This window comes from Amycolatopsis sp. cmx-4-54 (assembly GCF_046548895.1).
In the GTDB taxonomy this organism is placed as follows: domain Bacteria; phylum Actinomycetota; class Actinomycetes; order Mycobacteriales; family Pseudonocardiaceae; genus Amycolatopsis.
The window spans coordinates 520,673-538,282 of record NZ_JAEBEJ010000004.1; the positions used below are offsets into that span (position 1 = coordinate 520,673).

Sequence of the window (17,610 nt, forward strand, 5' to 3'; positions counted from 1 at the left end):
CCGGGAAGCCCGATCCCGACATTCGACAGGTTCTTTCCCGCCCGGGGACTTTCTGGCAAGGTTCCGTCCACGCGCGAGTACGGAGGTGCCGATGGCGGACTCAACGACGGAGCGGCTGGGGCATCGGCTCCCGGTGAAGAAGTTGTTCGCCGCCAGTGTCGGAAACGCGCTGGAATGGTTCGACTGGACCATCTACGCGACCTTCAGCATCTACTTCGCCAGCGAGTTCTTCCCGAAGGGCAACGAAGCGCTGGCGTTGATCAACACCTTCGCCACCTACGCGTTGGCGTTCTTCTTCCGGCCGCTCGGCGGGATATTGCTCGGCAGGTTCGCCGACGTCAGGGGCCGGAAGCCGGCGATGATCCTGACCATCGTGCTGATGGCGGGCGGATCGGTGGCCATCGGTCTCCTGCCGACATTCGACCAGGTCGGCTGGCTGGCCCCGATCCTGTTGCTGCTGGCCAGGGTGGCGCAAGGACTGTCGCTCGGCGGCGAGGTCTCCAACGCTTCGGCGTACCTCGGCGAGATCGCGCCGCCCACCCGCCGCGGCCGGTACTCCGCCTTCTTCTACATCTCGACCGGTTCCGCCGTCCTGCTGGCCTCGATCCTCGGATTCGTGCTCGCGCGGACGATGTCCAAAGCGGATCTGACCGCGTACGGCTGGCGGATCCCGTTCCTGCTCGGTGGTGTTCTCGGCATCATCGGCCTGTGGCTCCGGCGGAGTCTTGCCGAGACCGAGATCTTCGAGGAGAAGAAGTCGACGGCACGCCGGGTCGAACGGCCGCTGCGCACCACCCTCCGAGAGCACCCGCGGGCCGTCGTGCAGCTTGTGGGCTTCTCGATGCTGTCGACCCTTTGCTACTACACGTTCTTCAGCGCCCTGACCTCCTTCGCGGTCAAGACCCGCAAGGCCGACGACGTCGACGTGTTCCTCGCGTTGTCGATCGCGACGGCGTTGTTCGTCGCGCTTCAGTACCCGATGGGTGCCTTGTCCGATCGCTTCGGACGCAAGCCACAGCTGCTCGTCTGGGCGGCGGCGACCGCGATTCTCATCGTTCCACTGTCCACTTTGGTCAGGCCGGGGCTGCCGGGCCTGCTGGTCGTGTTCTGCGTCGGGCTCTGCCTGTACACGGCGATGACGTCGATCGCGCCCGCGATCATGAGCGAGCTGTTCCCCACCGAACTGCGCGGTCTGGGCATCGGCGCCTGGTACAACCTGACCGTCGCGTTGTTCGGCGGGACCGCTCCCCTGGTGCTCACCGCGCTGTCCGACGCGGGGTTGTCGACGCTGTTCTTCTGGTACGTGGCCGCCGGAGCGGTGATCGCGTTCTTCGTCATCCGCACCCTGCCGGAGACCAAGGGCAGCGACCTGCGCTGAAACTCCGTCGCCGATGACGGGGCGAGGTGGATACCCTCGCGCTTCTAGGACGAGCGCGAAGGAGGGACACCGTGTTGTTCGGCGATGTAAGCGAGGAATTGGCGCGACGCGTGGTGGAAGCCCTTCACCACGTCACCGACATCGAGCCGCCGTCCGCGCTGGTGCGGGTCTCCGCGCAGGACGGGGTCGACTACCAGTGCGATCTCGCGATGAGCTTGGGCAAGCGGCTCGGCAAGCCACCGAGGCAGATCGCCGCCGAAATCGTGGCGCGGCTCGACGTCGCCGACCTCGCCGAACCACCCGAGGTCGCCGGGCCGGGCTTCCTGAACTTCACGTTGCGCTCGTCGTGGCTGGCCGAGCGGACGACCGCGCTCAACGGCGACCCACGGCTGGGTGTCGCGGTGACGCCGCGGCCGCGGCGGATCGCCATCGACTACAGCGGTCCGAACGTGGCGAAGGAAATGCACGCCGGACACCTCCGGTCGACCGTCATCGGTGACGCGATCACGCGGCTGGCGCGGTTCGCCGGGCATGAGGTCATCCCGCACAACCATCTCGGCGACTGGGGTACGCCGTTCGGCATGCTGATCGAGCATCTGCTCGACGAGCGCCCGTCGGGTCCGTACACGATCGGCGATCTCAACGGCTTTTACCGGGCCGCCCGGACGAAGTTCGAGAGCGACGACGACTTCGCGGCCCGCTCTCGGAATCGCGTGGTCCTTTTGCAAAGCGGTGACGAGGAGACGCTGTCGCTGTGGCGGCGCCTGGTCGACGAGTCGACACGGCATTTCACTCAGGTCTACGAGCTCCTCGACATCGACCTGACCGGGGAGGACATCTACGGCGAGAGCTTCTACGACCCGTTTCTCGCCGCGGTCGTGGATGATCTGACCACCGCCGGGCTGACCGAGATCAGCGATGGCGCGGTCTGTGTCTTTCCCGACGGTTTCCTCAACCGGGAAGGCGATCCGCTGCCGCTCATCGTGCGGAAGCGGGACGGTGGTTACGGCTACGCGGCCACCGATCTCGCGACCTTGCGGTATTGGACGGAACAACGTGGGGTCACCGACCTGCTCTACGTCGTCGGCGCACCGCAAGCGCAGCACTTCGCGATGGTGTTCGCCGTCTGCCGGGCCGCCGGCTGGCTCCGCGACGAGCATCGGGCCGAGCACATCGGGTTCGGTTCGGTACTCGGTGAAGACGGGCGTGCCATGAAAACCCGGGCGGGCGAGTCGGTCCGTCTTTCCGACCTGCTCGCCGAGGCGATCTCCCACTCCGCCGAAGTGATCGACGACCGGGGCGACCTCTCCCCCGGCGCGAGGGAAGAGGTCGCCAGGGCGATCGGGATCGGCGCGCTCAAATACGCCGACCTTTCCGGCGATCGCGAGCGCGACTACGTCTTCTCCTGGGACCGGATGCTCTCCAAGAACGGGAACACGTCGGTCTACCTGCAGTACGCCAACGCGCGGATCCGTTCCGTGCTGGCGAAGGCGGACCAGGACCTCACCGGAGCACGGATCCTGCTCGGTCATCCCGCGGAACGGGCGCTGGCACTCGCGCTGGCCCGCTTCCCCGAGGCGGTCGGCGCGGCGACCGCCGGGCATCTCCCCCACAAGCTGTGCACCTACCTGTACGAAACCGCGGTCGTGTTCTCGCGGTTCTACGAACTGTGCCCGGTGCTGGGCGCGGAAGGTCCCGGCGTCCGCGACTCGCGGCTGTTGCTGGCCGAGCTCACCTCGAAGACGCTGACGCTGGGTTTGTCCCTGCTCGGCATCTCCACCCCTGCCCGGCTATGAGTCGCCGTGGTCGCTGAAGACCTTGCGCTTCAACGGAGGGACCGCCTGGAAGAAGCGGAACATCCCTCGTGCCATCGTGCGGCCCACCTGGTTCTCCGACACGAACTGCCGGGCGCTGCGTTCCGAGTCGCGGACCGCCGCGAAACCGTAGTCCCGCATCCGCTGCTCGTAGTCGGCGACCGCGGAGCGCACCGCGCCGGTCTTCCGTGCTTCGACGAGATTGCGGCACAACAGTCGCGCGTCCCGGAGGGCGGTGTTCGCCCCGATACCGCGGAACGGGGTCATGCTGTGGATCGCGTCGCCGATCAGGGTGACGTTGCTCGTCGGCCAGGGAGCGACGGGCTTCGAAGTGAAGATCGGCAGCCGGGACACCGTCCCCTCGGGCGAGCCGGCGACCAGCTCCTTGAACGCGGGTGCCCAGCCGTCGATCAGGCCCAGCACCAGGGCTCGCAGCGCGGCACCGTCCAATGAGGACAGATTGCCCGGGTACCGCCGGTCGTCCGCCGCGAACGCCCACATGAGGTAGCTTGAGGTGTTGTCGAACAGGACGGGGTCGTATTCGGCGGTTTCGTCGTTGACCGACGAGGCACCGCTCAGCTCGTGCGGCGCGCTGAACAACCCCGCGCCGGTACGCGGCATCACCATGCTCGGACCGTCGGTGAGCCGGGAGGGCAAACGCTTGCGAGTCTCTTCGGTCAGCGGGTGTTTGCCCGCGATCGCGATGATCCCGGTGTCCACCCGGCCGGCGTCGGGCAGGAACTGTTTGCGCACCCGGGAATTGGCCCCATCGGCGCCGATGACCAAGTCGGCCTCGACGGTGCTGCCGTCGGCGAACTCGCAGACGACCACCTCGCCTTCGCGGCGGTAGCCGACGAACTCCTTGGCGTGGTGCAGAACTCCGTCGAGCCCGTCGGACAGCACCTGATGGAGGCTGATCCGGCTCACCGAGTGGTGATTCGAAGCGGGATCCGGGCTTGATGTGATCTCGCTGTCGATCACCATCAGGTCCCGCAGCTGCTCGGTGACGAAGGTGAACGGTCCGCTCGCGGTGCCCGTGGTATCCAGGAAACGTTGCCAGAGCTCGGGCGGCAGGCATTCGTTCAGCGCGGCCGAACCGTGCGGGTTGATGTGCACGCGATAGCCCTGCAGGCGTTCGATCCGGGTGCGGCTGCGCTCGTGGACGGACACGTCGATGCCCGCCTTGCGCAGACCTTGCGCCAGGCAGAGCCCGCCCGTGCCGCCGCCGATGATCGCGATTCTCGTGGTCATGGATTTCTCCTCTCTTCGCCGACAACTATCAACCATACAGATGATACAGTCAACCTTTCAGCTGAAAGAGTCAGCGGCTAAGCTGATCTCCATGTCCGAAACCGTCCCGCGCAGCCCTCGCCGCGCCCCCGTCGAACGCCAGCGCGATCCCGAGCGCACGAAGAAGCAGCTCTTGGAGGCGGCGAAGGACGAGTTCGGCGCGAAGGGGTACGCCGCGGCACGCGTCAGCGAGATCGCCGCGAAAGCGGGCGTGAACAAGCAGCTGATCTCTTACTACTTCGGCGGCAAGGAAGGGCTGTACAACGCGCTGACCGCGACGATGTACGACGACTACGCCGCGGCCTCCGACCCCGGCAAGCCGTTCGCGGAGGCCGTCCGATACTTCGCCCGATCAGGGATCCGGGATCACGCTCTCGCCAAGCTGTTCCTCTGGGAGAACCTGACCGACGGTGCACCCGACGCGGTCGGCGTCGAGGGCCAACGCGGGTTCCTCGAGCGACAGGTGGAGTACGTCCGGGCCCGGCAGGCCGCGGGTGACTTCCCCGCCGACCTCGACCCGGCCTTCCTGCTGGTGATCTTCATGGCCGCCTCCAGTGCCGCGCTGGCGCTGCCTCGCGTCGTACGCGCCGTCTCCGGCCAGGACCCCGCCTCGGCCGAGTTCGCCGAGGCCTACGGCGAGCAGTTGGCGCGCCTCGTCGGTCACCTCGCCGATCCGGCGAAGCGGTAGCAAAGGTCCCCCGCTAACCGCTTGAACCCTTCGGGCGGCGGCGTTCGCATGTACGGCGGCTGACACGACACCAAGGACCTGGGCGGCATCGAACCGGGACGGCGATCGTTGAGGTCTCCACAGACGGCGGCCGCCTTGCGTGAGGCCCAGGTCCGCGTACTCGTCCTGCTCCTGAGCCTGCTGCCTTAGCGGCGCAGTGGGACGAGGTCGTCCGCGTGGACGACCTCGCGCCGCTGTTCCGCGGGGAGGTCGTGGCTGGAACGGCCGATGAGGTCGGGCAGCTCGCCCGCGTCGAAGGCCACTACGCCGCGCGCCACGGTCCGCTGCCGAAGATCGACCAGGTCGACGACGTCGCCCGCCTGGAAGTCACCGTCGACGCCGGTGATCCCGGCGGCCAGCAGCGAGCGGCGGCGGCGGACGACGGCCGCGACCGCGCCGTCGTCGAGGTGCAGTTTCCCGGACGCGCCCGCGGCGTAGCCCAGCCAGAACCGGCGGGCCGACAGCCGGGAGTCGGCGGCGGCGAAGGCCGTGCCGACCTCGGCGGTGGTGAGAGCGCACGAGGCCTCGGAAGCCGCGGCGAGCAGGACCGGGATCCCGGCGCCGGCGGCGGTGCGGGCGGCGGCGAGCTTCGAGACCATGCCGCCGGTGCCGAGCCCGGAACTCGACATGCCGACGGTGATTCCGTCCACATCGGACTCCCCGGCGACCTCGGGGATCTTGCGTGTCGCGCCGTCACGGGGATCCCCGTCGTACAGACCGTCCACATCGGACAGCAGAACGAGCGCGTCGGCGCCGATCAGGTGCGCCACCAGCGCGGCCAGCCGGTCGTTGTCGCCGAAGCGGATCTCCTCGGTGGCCACGGTGTCGTTCTCGTTGACCACGGGAACCGCGCCGAGGGCCAGCAGCCGGGTGAAAGTGTTCTGCGCGTTGCGGTAGTGCGCGCGGCGCACGACGTCGTCCGAAGTCAGCAGAACCTGGCCCACGGTCAGGGAAAACCGGCCGAACGACTCGGCATAGGCGTGCGCCAGCGCGAGCTGCCCGACACTGGCCGCGGCCTGCTGGGTGGCGAGGTCACGCGGCCGTTTGCCGAGCGAGAGCGGCGCGAGCCCCGCGCCGATCGCGCCCGAGGACACCAGCACGATCTGCGTGCCGCGGGAGACCCGGTCGGCGATCGCGTCCACCAGTGCGTCCAGCCTGGTCACGTCGAGACCGTCGCCGGCGGTGGTCAGCGCCGACGAACCGACCTTGACGACCACCCGCTTCGCGTCCGCGATCGCCACCCGGGTTGAGCTCACTCGTCGTCCATCTCGTCTTCGACACCGTCCGGGCCGTCGCGACGGATCCGGCGGGCTTCCTTGCGCTCGGCGGCACCGATCCGGTTGGTGTTCTCCAGCCGCACGTCCGTGCCCCGGCCCGACAGGTGCACCGCGACCCCGGCCGGGGTCGACGGCTCCCACTCGAACTGGACGTCGCCGATGGTGACCGGGCTACCCGGTACGGCACCCTTGCGAGCCAGCGCTTCCTCGACGCCGAGTCGTTGCAACCGGTCTGCGAGGTAGCCGACGGCCTCGTCGTTGCCGAAGCTCGTCTGGCGGATCCACCGCTCGGGACGAACACCCCGGACGATGAAGGCGCCTTCCTCCTCCGGGTCGTGCTCGACGGTGAAGCCGGCGTCGTCGACGGCCATCGGGCGCAGCACGACCTTCGCCGGCTCCGGGGTGGGCTGGTCGGCGCGGTACTTCTCGACCACGGCGGCGAGCGCGTAGGTCAGTTCCTTGAGTCCCTGTCGCGTCGCCGTGGAGATCTCGAACACACTGAGCCCGCGGGCTTCCAGTTCCGGGCGCACGAACTCCGCGAGTTCGGCGGCCTCGGGGACGTCGATCTTGTTGAGCACCACCACGCGGGGCCGGTCGGCGAGGTCGCCGCCGAGGCTCGGGGTGTAGCGGGCGAGTTCCTCTTCGAGAGCGTCCATGTCGGACAAGGGGTCGCGCCCGGGCTCCAAGGTGGCGCAGTCGATGACGTGCACCAGCACCGCGCAGCGTTCGATGTGGCGCAGGAAATCGAGGCCGAGCCCCTTGCCCTCGCTCGCGCCGGGGATCAGCCCGGGGACGTCGGCCATGGTGAACACGGTCGAGCCGGCGGTGATCACACCCAGGTTCGGCACCAGCGTCGTGAACGGGTAGTCGGCGATCTTCGGCTTGGCGGCCGACAGCACCGAGATCAGCGACGACTTGCCCGCGGACGGGAAGCCGAGGAGACCGACGTCGGCGACCGAGCGCAGCTCCAGAACGAGGTCACGGGACTCCCCCGGCTCACCCAGCAGCGCGAATCCGGGTGCCCGGCGGGCCTTGGAGGCCAGCGCGGCGTTGCCGAGGCCGCCGCGGCCGCCCTGCGCGGCGACGAAGGTGGTGCCGGGGCCGACCAGGTCGGCCAGGATCTCGCCGTCCTCGGTCATCACGACGGTGCCGGACGGGACGCGCATCTCCAGCGTCTCCCCCGCGGCACCGGCGCGGTTGCCGCCCTGGCCCAGCTTGCCGTTGCCGGCGCGGGCGTGCGGGCGGAAGTGGAAGTCGAGCAGCGTGTGGACGTTCGGATCGACGATCAGCAGCACGTCGCCGCCGTTGCCGCCGTTGCCGCCGTCCGGGCCGCCGAGGGGCTTGAACTTCTCGCGGTGCACCGAGGCGCAGCCGTTCCCACCGTCACCGGCGGCCAGATGGATCACCGCTCGGTCCACGAACCGGGACGCCATGACTTGCCTCTATTCACTCGCGACTGTGTCGTTCAAAACGGGGATACATAAAACAAACGAGGGGTGGGCCCGGATATTCCGGCCCACCCCTCGTCCGAGGTTCTAACTCGAAGCCGAAATTCAGGCTTCGGACGGCACGATGTTGACCGTCTTGCGGCCACGCTTCTCGCCGAACTGGACCGCACCGGCGGCCAGCGCGAACAGCGTGTCGTCGCCGCCACGGCCGACGTTCACGCCGGGGTGGAACTTGGTGCCACGCTGGCGGATCAAGATCTCGCCCGCGTTGACTTCCTGGCCGCCGTAGCGCTTGACGCCCAGTCGCTGCGCGTTCGAATCGCGACCGTTGCGGGAGCTGGACGCACCCTTCTTGTGAGCCATGGCTCAATCCTCTTTCTGACGAAGATCCGGAGAAGTCCTACTTGGAGATGCCGGTGACCTCGACGCGGGTCAGCTTCTGCCGGTGACCCTGGCGCTTGTGGTAGCCGGTCTTGTTCTTGAACTTGTGGATCCGGATCTTCGGACCCTTGGTCTGCTCGACGACCTTGCCGGTGACCGAGACCTTCGCCAGCGCGTCGGCGTCCGTGGTGACGTCGCCACCGTCCACAAAAAGGACTGCGGGGAAGGTGTGCTCGGTACCCGGCTCGCCTTCGAGCTTCTCGACCTCGACGACGTCGCCGACGGCCACCTTGTACTGCTTGCCGCCAGTCTTGACGATCGCGTACGCCGACACGGAAGTCTCCTGCTTACTCGACAACGGGTGGGGGCTTGCGTGACCCGGCCCATCAAGAAGTTCTCGGTGGGCAGATTCTGCGCAAGGTGCCCGCCGCTAAGTGGCGGGCCGCTCTATAGGTTACGTGGGGCTCCCCGGTGCGATCACACCGGGGTGCCTCACGGTGTTCACTAGCTCTTTTCCGACGCCTCGACCGGCGGACCGGCAGGCCGTGAGGCCGCCCGCCGCGGACGACGGCGGGTGGTGGAGCGCACGGCCGGGGCCGGGACGTCCACCTCGGGCTCGGTCTCCTCCTGGACGGGCGCGGAAACCTCTTCCGTCACAACGGTCTCAGCGGTCACCGGAACCTCGGGTGTTTCGGGTTCCGGGCCGGATTCCGCCACGACGGCGATCTCTTCTTCACGCACGGCCGGGGCCTCGTCGTCCGAAGTCGTCACCGGCTCACCGGCGAGTTCGGTCGCGGGCGCCTCGGCGACCACCTCCGGAACGGGCTCGGAAGCCGCCTCGGCCGCCTGTTCGACGGTCGCGTCGGCAACGGGCTCCGAAGGCCGTGACGCCGCCGCAGGCGGCTCAGCGGCCCGCTCAGCCGCCTGCGGGGCGTTGCCGTTGAGCGCGGCGCCCTCGACGTTCTCGCCTGACTCGTGCGAGTGCTCGCCCTTGGCCGCCTTGGTGGCGTTGGCCACGGCCTGGACCGCCGAAACCACCGACTCGCGTTGAGCCGGCGCCGCCGGCGTCTCGGTCTTGGCCGCGGCGGGCTCGTTCTGGCCCTGGTCCTCGCCCTTGCCCCGGCCCCGGGACCGGCGGGAGCCCTGCTCCTTGCCGCCACTGCCACCGCTGCCACCGCCGTGGTTGTGCCCGTTGCCGCCGCCACCGGTGCGCTGCGGCTCGGTCGAGACGACCACGCCGCGGCCCTTGCAGTGCTCGCACGGCGTCGAGAACGCCTCGAGCAGCCCGGTGCCGATCTTCTTGCGGGTCATCTGCACCAGGCCGAGCGAGGTGACCTCGGCGACCTGGTGACGCGTGCGGTCGCGGCCGAGGCATTCGGTCAGCCGGCGCAGCACGAGTTCGCGGTTGGATTCGAGCACCATGTCGATGAAGTCGATGACGATGATGCCGCCGATGTCCCGGAGCCGGAGCTGGCGGACGATCTCCTCCGCCGACTCCAGGTTGTTACGGGTCACCGTCTCTTCGAGGTTTCCACCCGATCCGGTGAACTTGCCGGTGTTGACGTCGATGACCGTCATCGCTTCGGTGCGGTCGATGACGAGGTAGCCACCCGAGGGCAGCCAAACCTTGCGGTCCAGCGCCTTGGTGATCTGCTCGTCGATCCGGTGGTCGGCGAAGGCCGAACCGGTGCCCGTGTACCGCTTGACGCGATCCGCCAGGTCCGGCGCCACGTGCTGCACGTATTCGTAGATGGTGTTCCAGGCCTTGTCGCCCTGGATCTCCAGCTTGGCGAAGTCCTCGGTGAACAGGTCACGCACGACCTTGACCAGCAGGTCCGGCTCTTCGTAGAGCATGACCGGGGCGCTGTTCTTCTTGCCGCCGTTGCCGGCTTCGGCCTTCTCCTTGATGACGTCCCACTGCGCCTTGAGGCGGCGGACGTCGCGGTCCAACTCCTCCTCGATGATGCCTTCGGACGCGGTGCGGATGATCACACCGGCGTCCTCGGGGACGATGCGCTTGAGGATGTCCTTCAGGCGGCGACGCTCGTTCTCCGGGAGCTTCCGGGAGATGCCGGTGGCGCCGCCCGCGGGCACGTAGACCAGGAAGCGGCCCGGCAGCGAGATCTGCGTGGTCAGCCGGGCGCCCTTGTGCCCGACCGGGTCCTTGGTGACCTGGACCAGCACGGAGTCGCCGGTGGAGAGCGCCTGCTCGATCTTGCGGGCCTTGCCCTCGAGACCGGCGGCGTCCCAGTCGACCTCACCGGCGTAGAGCACGGCGTTGCGGCCGCGGCCGATGTCGATGAAGGCGGCCTCCATGGACGGCAGCACGTTCTGCACGCGGCCGAGGTACACGTTGCCGACGATCGAGCCGGTGCCCGACGAGGTCACGAAGTGCTCGCACAGGACGCCGTCCTCGAGCACGCCGATCTGCGTGGACTCGCCCTTTTCGGCGACGACCATGGTGCGCTCGACCGACTCGCGGCGGGCGAGGAACTCGGCCTCGGACAGGATCGGCGCACGACGGCGGCCCGCCTCGCGGCCGTCCCGGCGGCGCTGGCGCTTGGCCTCGAGCCGGGTCGAGCCGCGCACGCTGCGGACCTCGTCCCTGGCGGGACGCTCGGTCTCGGCGGCCTTGGCCTGGCGCACGTGGACGACCGTGTTGGGCGGGTCGTCGCTGGTGGTCTCGGCGTTGTCGTCGTCTCCGCCCTTGCGACGGCGGCGGCGGCGGCGGCGCTTGCTGCCACCGTCCGAATCGCCGTCGTTGTCCGAATCGGCCTCGGCGGACGCCTCTTCGGCGGTCTCGCCCGCGGCCTCTTCGGCTTCGGCGTCCTTGTCCTTCGCGCGCTGCTGACGGGTGCGCGGGGCCCGCGATTCTTCGGGCTGCTCGTCTTCGTTCTCGGAGTCGGCCGAGTTCTCGTCGCCGCCCTTGCCCCGGCCGCGGCCACGGCGCCCACGACGACGGCGGCGACGGCTGTTGGCGTCGTCACCGTCCTCGTCGATGCCCTGGCCCTCGGCCTGCTCGGTCTGGGTCTCGTCCTCGTCGGAAGCGGTCTCTTCGGTCTGGGTGAAGGCCGGCTCCGGCTTGCGGGCGGGCTTCGCCGCGACGGGCTCCGGCGGCAGGAACACCGGCGACGGCGCGGCGAACACCGGGAGGTGCGCGGCGGCCTTCGACGGCCTGGTCGTCCGCTCCGGCGGCTCCGGCGTCACCGGGGCGGCGAGCGCGGGCGGAACACGCCGCGAAGGCGCCTCCACCTGCGGAGCGGCCTCCGGCTCGACCTCGGGTTTCACCGCGGGCTTCGCCTCGGGAGCCGCCGGGGTCTCGGCGACGGGAGGCGTTTCGGGCTCGTCTCCGCCGGCGAGGGCTTCGGCGAGCTTGTGCGCCACCTCACGGGTGACGCTGGACTGCGCGCTCCGGACGGTCTCGCCGAGCTCACCGAGCTTGGCCATCAGTTCACGGCTGTTGGACCCCAGCAGCTTCGCCAGCGCGTGCACCCGGATTCGGGGAGGCAGTTCGCCCAGCTGGCTTGCGATGGGTGTGGCGGTATTCCCGCCGGTGACGGCGGGTGTGTCCGCGTTCGACATATATCTCCTCCGCCCCCGGGCGCGTCGGCTGGCTCACACCGGCTCGACGCGGCCGCGCAGGGGCCCCTTTCTGTTCGTTCCGCCGTGGTGGTCACCAGCAGCGGGAATCCTTGCCCGGCACCGCGACGGCGCCGGGGTTGCCCAGGCGCCGCGTACGGCTGAAGGTCTGCTCGGCGGAGCGCTGGCCACGTTCGCGACATCGGGCCGCCCGCCACGTCGTCGAGCCGCATGCAGCGGCGACGCGTGTGGAGGATGTGCAGCACACCACCGGGCCACGAGACCGCGAGCGCCACCTCTCACGTGCGCCCGTCGGCCAGCGGCCACCGCGAGTATCCCACACCCCGGCCCCACTCCGGTGTACTCGGTGCCACAGAGCCGGCTCCCGGGCGCGCCGCGGCCACCGGCCGAGCGAACTTCGCGGGAGAACTTGTCGCTCTGGCCGAGGGTGGCTAGCGTGCCGCTCGGGGGGTACCGATGGCCGGCCAGTATCGGCGGCGGTGACCCCGTAGTCCTCATGTTCTCCGGTGGGAGGTCCGGTGTCCCTGCTGGGGCGGTCCCTGCGAGCGGCCGTGTGCGCCTTCGTGGTGCTCTGCGGCTCGGTCGCCGCCGTGGCGACGGCCGAGGCCGAGCCCTCGTGTCATCCCCAGGGACGGGCGCTGCGTTACGTCGTCGCCTTCGAGACGGGCACTTCCGAGGCCGAGGCCAAGGCCGCCATCGCAGGCGGCTGCGGCCGCACGACGACCTACTATCCGCAGATCGCGGTGGCCGTGGCGACCTCGGCCGACCGCGCCTTCGCCGAGCTGGTCCGGCCGGCCGCCGCGTTCAGCGCGCAGGCGGAACGGCTGGCGGTGCAGCGGGCCAACGGCACGTCACCGGCCAGGTCCGCGCCCGCTCGCGCCGAACTCCCGCCGACGGATCCGGCGAAGGTCCCCTCCGCCGACCGCACCGGCGAGCAGTGGGACATGCGCGCGATCGGCGCCGACAGGGCCCGCGCGATCGAGCCGGGCGACCGGGACGTCGTCGTCGGTGTCCTCGACTCCGGTATCGACCCCGCCCATCCCGAACTGGCGAGCGCCCTCGACCCCGCGAAGTCCGCGGGCTGCCTGACCGGTGCGCCCGACCGCGACTGGGCCGCGACGACGTCGGTGCACGGCACCCACGTCGCGGGGATCATCGCCGCCGCCGATGACGGCAAAGGTGTCACCGGGGTGGCGCCCGGCGTCCGGATCGCCTCGGTGAAGGTGATCGACGATCGCGGGTACGCCGACCCCGAAGCCGCCGTCTGCGGGCTGATGTGGGCTGCCTCACAGGGCATGGCGGTGACGAACAGCAGCTACTTCGTCGATCCGTGGTCGCTCTCGTGCGCCCACAACGACGACAGGGGCGTGGTGAACGAGGTCATGGCCCGCGCCGTCGAGTACGCGACCTCCGCGGGCACCCTCAGCATCGCGGCGGCGACCAACGAGGCCGCCGAGCTGGTGCCGTCACCGCGCTCGGGTGCCCCGTCCGGGTCCGATGGCTGCCAGGCGCTGCCCGCGGGCCTGCGTGACGTGGTCGCGGTGTCGTCCGTGAGCGAAGAGCGGGTCAAGGCCGGGTACAGCTCGTACGGGCTGGGCGTGATCGACGTGACCGCCCCCGGCGGCGAGGCCGGGCAGTGCGTGCTTTCGACCGTTCCCGGCGGATACGCGCCACTGTGCGGGACGTCGATGGCGGCGCCGCACGTCGCCGGTGTCGCGGCGTTGGTCGCTTCGAAGCACCCCGGCTACGGCGCGCGTCAGCTGAGGCGGGCGCTGGACGCCCAGGCCACCCCGATCGCGTGTCCCGCCGACTACGACCTGACCGGTGACGGCGCGCAGGACGCCTATTGCACCGGCTACGCGGGGTTCAACGGCTTCTACGGGCACGGGCTGGTCGACGCGCTGGCCGCGGTGGCGCCGCGGCGGACGGGCGCGAACCCGGCCCGGTGACCGGTCAGCGCAGCAGGAGCTTGCCGAACCGCTTCGAGGACGCGTAGATGCCGACCGCGGCCAGCGCTACCAGGTACGCCACGTTGCCGGCCATGCTCCACGAGAGGACGCCTGCCGAGAGGCCACGCATCAGCTCGATGCCGTGGTACAGCGGGAAGACCTGCACGATCCACTGGATCCCGGCCGGGTACACCGACAGCGGGTAGAACGTCGTGGAGAACAGGAACAGCGGCATCAGCACGAGGTTGATGTAGTCGAACTGCGACACCGACCGCAGGAACGTCACCAGCACGATGCCGATGGCCGAGAACGCCATCGCGATCAGCAGCGCCGCCGGGATCATCAGCAGGGCCCACCACGATCCGGGCAGCCCCATCACGGTCATCACGCCGAGGAAGGTCGCCGAGTAGATCCCGCCGCGCAGCACCGACCAGCCGACCTCGCCGAGCGCGATGTCCAGCGGCCCGATCGGGGTGGCGAGCATGGCGTCGTACAGCTTGGCGTACTTCAGCTTGAAGAACAGGTTGTACGTCGAGTCGAGGATCGCACCGTTCATGGCCGACGCCGCCAGGAGGCCGGGCGCGACGAAGGCGACGTAGCTCATCGCCTGCCCGCCGGGCCCGACGACCTCGCCGACGAGCTTGCCGAAGCCGAGCTGGAAGGCCATCAGGTAGAACAGCGGCTCGAAGACGCCGGACACGAACAGCATCCAGGCGTGCGAGTACGTCAGGAAGGTGCGCTCCAGCACCGCCGTCGACCGGCCGCTGTACAGCGCGGACGGCAGGATGCGCAGCAGCACCCCGCGCCGCGGCTTTCCACGTCGCAGCGCTTCGGTGAGGACCGCCATCAGACCACCAGCCGTCGGTAGAAGTACTTGTGCGCCAGCGCCCAGCCGACCCCGGCGAGCACGACGAGGAAGGCGAGGTGGCCCAGCGTGGCGAGCGGGCCGACGGTGCCGAGGCTGACCGCCCTGGCCGCCTCGTTGCCGTGCCACAGCGGGGAGATCCAGGCGATCCACCTCAGCGGGGCCGGCAGTTCGGTGATGGGGAAGAACGTGCCGGAGAACAACGTCATCGGGATCAGCACGAACCGGAACACCAGGCCGAACCGGGTGCCCTCGTCGTAGGTGGTCGCGGCCAGCGCCATCACCGGGGTGCCGCACGCGATCCCGGTGAGCGTCCCGATCAGGATGACGGCGAGCACGCCGAAGCTCGTCCAGGAGCCGAAGAGCGCCGCGATGACGGCGTAGATCACGCCCGCCAGGGTCAGCCGCAGGCTCACCCACATGATCTGGCTGCCGAGCACCTGCCCCGCCGTGATCGGGGTGGCGGTGACGGCGATGTAGTCCTGCTGCCACTTGAACCCCGAAAGCACCGGGTAACTCGACTCCCCCACCGCCAGCTGTGCGGCACCCGCCACGAGCAGCGCGGGGGCGACGTACTCCAGGTACGAGAACCCGCCCGTCGCGGCACCGGCCTGGACCTGTGAACCGAACCCGAGCCCCATCGCGGCCAGGAAGAGCACCGGTTGCAGACCCGTCGAGTACAAAGTGGACAGCCAGTACCGGCGGTACCACATCCAATGGCCCTCGACCCGCAGCCAGGCTCCCGCCCAGCGGGAGACCACGCGCCCTGTCGACGCCTTCGTCTGTGCTGTGGTCATCAGTCCACCAGCGTCCGGCCGGTGAGGCGGAGGAAGACGTCCTCCAGCGAACTGCGGCGGACCAGGCTCGACAGCGGACGCAGCCCGCGCGCGTGCGCCTGCTCCAGGGTGGCCTCGCCGGTCATCGTGTAGAGCAGGACACGGTCCGGCAGGACCTCGACGCGTTCGGCGAGACCCTCGATCCGCTTCGCGGCCGACTCCTGCTCGCCGTTCGGGAAGCGCAGCTCCACGACCTCGCGGGTGGAGTACCGGCTGATCAGATCCGCGGGCGAGCCTTCGGCGGCGATCCGGCCGTTGTCCATCACGACCAGCCTGTCGCAGAGCTGCTCCGCCTCGTCCATGTAATGCGTGGTGATGATGAGCGTGGTCCCGCCCGCCTTGAGCCGGAACAGCCTGTCCCACAACAGGTGGCGGGCCTGCGGGTCGAGCCCCGTCGTCGGCTCGTCGAGCAGGAGCAGCTCCGGGTCGTTGACCAGGGACCGCGCGATGGTCAGCCGCCGCTTCATCCCGCCGGAGAGCGAATCGACCTCCGCGTTCGCCCGGTCGGTGAGCTGGGCGAACTCCATCAGCTCCTCGGCCTTGCTCCGCACGTGCGACCGGGAGAGCCCGAAGTAGCGGCCGTAGATCTGCAGGTTCTGCCGGACGGTGAGCTCGGTGTCCAGGTTGTCCTGCTGCGGCACCACCCCGAGGCGGGCACGGATCTTCGGCCCCTCGACGTCCGGATCCATCCCGAGGACCCGCAGGTCACCGTCGGTGCGCGGGGAGACGCTCGCGATCATCCGCATGGTGGAGGACTTGCCCGCGCCGTTGGGCCCGAGGAAGCCGAACGCCTCCCCCGGGCGGACCTCGACGTCGATCCCGCGTACGGCCTCGAAATCGCCGAACCGCTTGACCAACGCCTTCGCCTGCACCATCGCCGGTTCGTGCTCTGAGTCACCCACGACAGGCACCCTAGGACCTGCCACCGACAAAATTCGACCGGTTTATCCGGCCCCTTGTCGGCCGTTGCCCGCTCGTCGATACTCACCGACCATGAGTCTCAAGCCCAAGATCACCCTGTTGTCCGTTTTCGTCAGCGCCGGACTCCTGGTGGCGCCCGCCGCTCAAGCGGCCGAGACCACTGTGGACGGCCGGACCGTGGACCCGCGTCCCTCCACCGCCAAGCTGGCCTTCGAGCTGCACAAGCTGGCGGCGCTCAGCCACGGCAAGATCCGGGTGGACAGGATCGGCCGCAGCAACGAGGGCCGTCCGGTGTGGGCGGCCAGGGTCGGCCACGGCAAGACGCGGATCCAATACGTCACCCAGCAGCACGGCGATGAGCCGCTCGGCACTCCCGCCGCGCTCGAATTCCTGCGCAAGGTCGGCGTCGGGCACAGCCCCTGGGCACAGAAGCTGCTCGCGAAGGTGACCGTCGACATCGTCGTCCGCGCCAACCCCGACGGGCACGAGCGCGACTGGCGCTACAACCACGACCCGGACGCCACTCCCGAATACGGTGAGAAGGGCAAGGGATACGACATCAACCGCTACCACGACCCGGCCGTGGCGCCGAAGGACAACCCGGCCACCGAAGCGGGCCTGATCCAGCGGCGGAACGCGTCGTTCAAGCCGGACATCATGGTCGACTACCACATGCAGGATCGGTACCGGGATGCGAACGGCAGGGAGATCACGGCCTCCACGCTGTGGCCGACGAATCCGGGCGTGAAACAGTCCGATGTGGACTTCGCGAAGCAGATCGCGGTCGTGGTGCAGCGGTCGATCGACGCCAACGGCGGCTATGTCTCGCAGTACCCCGGCGGTGACTACCAGGGCATCGCGCGCAACGGGTACGGGCTGCTCGGCAACGGCAGCGTGCTGATCGAGCTGAGCCTCATCCCGGAGCGGGAGCAGCAGCAGATCCAGGACGCGCTGGCCTCGATGCTCGCGATCGCGCAGAGCGCGGCCGACGGTTCGGTGCGGAAGGTGGATCCGGCCGACGCCGACGCGATCCCGCCGCGGGGTCCGGCGCTGCCGGGAACGGTCGAAGAGGCGCACGAAGCCGCCTGACGCGTGCAATGAAAGGCCCCTTCATTGCAAATTTT

General features: G+C 69.4%; 14 protein-coding genes. 5 read left to right on the forward strand and 9 right to left on the reverse strand.

What is annotated here, in order from left to right:
- Positions 1-91 precede the first annotated feature (91 nt).
- Together ACLJQ7_RS16310 and argS are read left to right on the forward strand one after the other, a co-directional pair.
- Entirely contained in the window at positions 92-1,378 is a 1,287-nt protein-coding gene (locus tag ACLJQ7_RS16310) for an MFS transporter (RefSeq protein WP_410649043.1), read from the forward strand.
- 71 nt (positions 1,379-1,449) lie between these two features.
- Positions 1,450-3,174, forward strand: a complete 1,725-nt coding sequence (gene argS / locus ACLJQ7_RS16315) for an arginine--tRNA ligase (protein WP_410649044.1) — start codon at positions 1,450-1,452, stop codon at positions 3,172-3,174.
- On the opposite strand, the gene ACLJQ7_RS16320 is transcribed toward argS, so the two are convergent.
- Positions 3,169-4,443: an FAD-dependent oxidoreductase gene (locus ACLJQ7_RS16320; protein ID WP_410649045.1), complete on the reverse strand. Its 1,275-nt coding sequence runs from the start codon at positions 4,441-4,443 to the stop codon at positions 3,169-3,171. The genes argS and ACLJQ7_RS16320 overlap by 6 nt on opposite strands.
- Positions 4,444-4,534: 91 nt before the next feature.
- Between ACLJQ7_RS16320 and ACLJQ7_RS16325 the strand changes: the two genes are divergently transcribed.
- Complete coding sequence (locus ACLJQ7_RS16325) at positions 4,535-5,170, forward strand: TetR/AcrR family transcriptional regulator (protein WP_410649046.1); 636 nt, start codon at positions 4,535-4,537, stop codon at positions 5,168-5,170.
- 185 nt (positions 5,171-5,355) lie between these two features.
- On the opposite strand, the gene proB is transcribed toward ACLJQ7_RS16325, so the two are convergent.
- From proB to ACLJQ7_RS16350, 5 genes are all read right to left on the reverse strand, one after another.
- Positions 5,356-6,465: a glutamate 5-kinase gene (proB, locus tag ACLJQ7_RS16330; RefSeq protein ID WP_410649047.1), complete on the reverse strand. Its 1,110-nt coding sequence runs from the start codon at positions 6,463-6,465 to the stop codon at positions 5,356-5,358.
- Positions 6,462-7,919 (reverse strand): GTPase ObgE, encoded by a 1,458-nt coding sequence (obgE, locus tag ACLJQ7_RS16335; RefSeq protein ID WP_410649048.1) that lies wholly within the window; start codon positions 7,917-7,919, stop codon positions 6,462-6,464. The genes proB and obgE overlap by 4 nt, the downstream gene beginning before the upstream one ends.
- A 120-nt stretch (positions 7,920-8,039) precedes the next feature.
- Positions 8,040-8,297 carry a 50S ribosomal protein L27 gene (gene rpmA / locus ACLJQ7_RS16340; protein WP_003067129.1) on the reverse strand — a complete coding sequence of 86 codons (258 nt, stop codon included), beginning with the start codon at positions 8,295-8,297 and terminating at the stop codon, positions 8,040-8,042.
- A 37-nt stretch (positions 8,298-8,334) separates the two neighbouring features.
- The gene (gene rplU, locus ACLJQ7_RS16345) at positions 8,335-8,649 is read right to left on the reverse strand and encodes a 50S ribosomal protein L21 (RefSeq protein WP_005158538.1); all 315 of its coding nucleotides are present in this window, start codon (positions 8,647-8,649) and stop codon (positions 8,335-8,337) included.
- 170 nt (positions 8,650-8,819) lie between these two features.
- Entirely contained in the window at positions 8,820-11,897 is a 3,078-nt protein-coding gene (locus tag ACLJQ7_RS16350; RefSeq protein WP_410649049.1) for a translation initiation factor IF-2 N-terminal domain-containing protein, read from the reverse strand.
- Between the two features lie 536 nt (positions 11,898-12,433).
- Between ACLJQ7_RS16350 and ACLJQ7_RS16355 the strand changes: the two genes are divergently transcribed.
- Positions 12,434-13,864 carry a S8 family peptidase gene (locus ACLJQ7_RS16355; protein ID WP_410649050.1) on the forward strand — a complete coding sequence of 477 codons (1,431 nt, stop codon included), beginning with the start codon at positions 12,434-12,436 and terminating at the stop codon, positions 13,862-13,864.
- Between the two features lie 4 nt (positions 13,865-13,868).
- Here the strand turns inward: ACLJQ7_RS16355 and ACLJQ7_RS16360 are convergent, their stop codons facing one another.
- The 3 genes from ACLJQ7_RS16360 to ACLJQ7_RS16370 are packed head-to-tail and all read right to left on the reverse strand — an operon-like array spanning position 13,869 to position 16,440.
- Positions 13,869-14,711, reverse strand: a complete 843-nt coding sequence (locus ACLJQ7_RS16360; protein ID WP_410649051.1) for an ABC transporter permease — start codon at positions 14,709-14,711, stop codon at positions 13,869-13,871.
- Entirely contained in the window at positions 14,711-15,526 is an 816-nt protein-coding gene (locus ACLJQ7_RS16365) for an ABC transporter permease (RefSeq protein WP_410649052.1), read from the reverse strand. The genes ACLJQ7_RS16360 and ACLJQ7_RS16365 overlap by 1 nt, the downstream gene beginning before the upstream one ends.
- Positions 15,526-16,440: an ABC transporter ATP-binding protein gene (locus ACLJQ7_RS16370; RefSeq protein WP_378439098.1), complete on the reverse strand. Its 915-nt coding sequence runs from the start codon at positions 16,438-16,440 to the stop codon at positions 15,526-15,528. The genes ACLJQ7_RS16365 and ACLJQ7_RS16370 overlap by 1 nt, the downstream gene beginning before the upstream one ends.
- Before the next feature lie 118 nt (positions 16,441-16,558).
- On the opposite strand from ACLJQ7_RS16370, the gene ACLJQ7_RS16375 reads away from it, so the two are divergent.
- A complete protein-coding gene (locus ACLJQ7_RS16375) occupies positions 16,559-17,575 on the forward strand; it encodes a M14 family zinc carboxypeptidase (protein WP_410649053.1) in 1,017 nt (338 codons plus the stop codon).
- Positions 17,576-17,610: the final 35 nt, after the last annotated feature.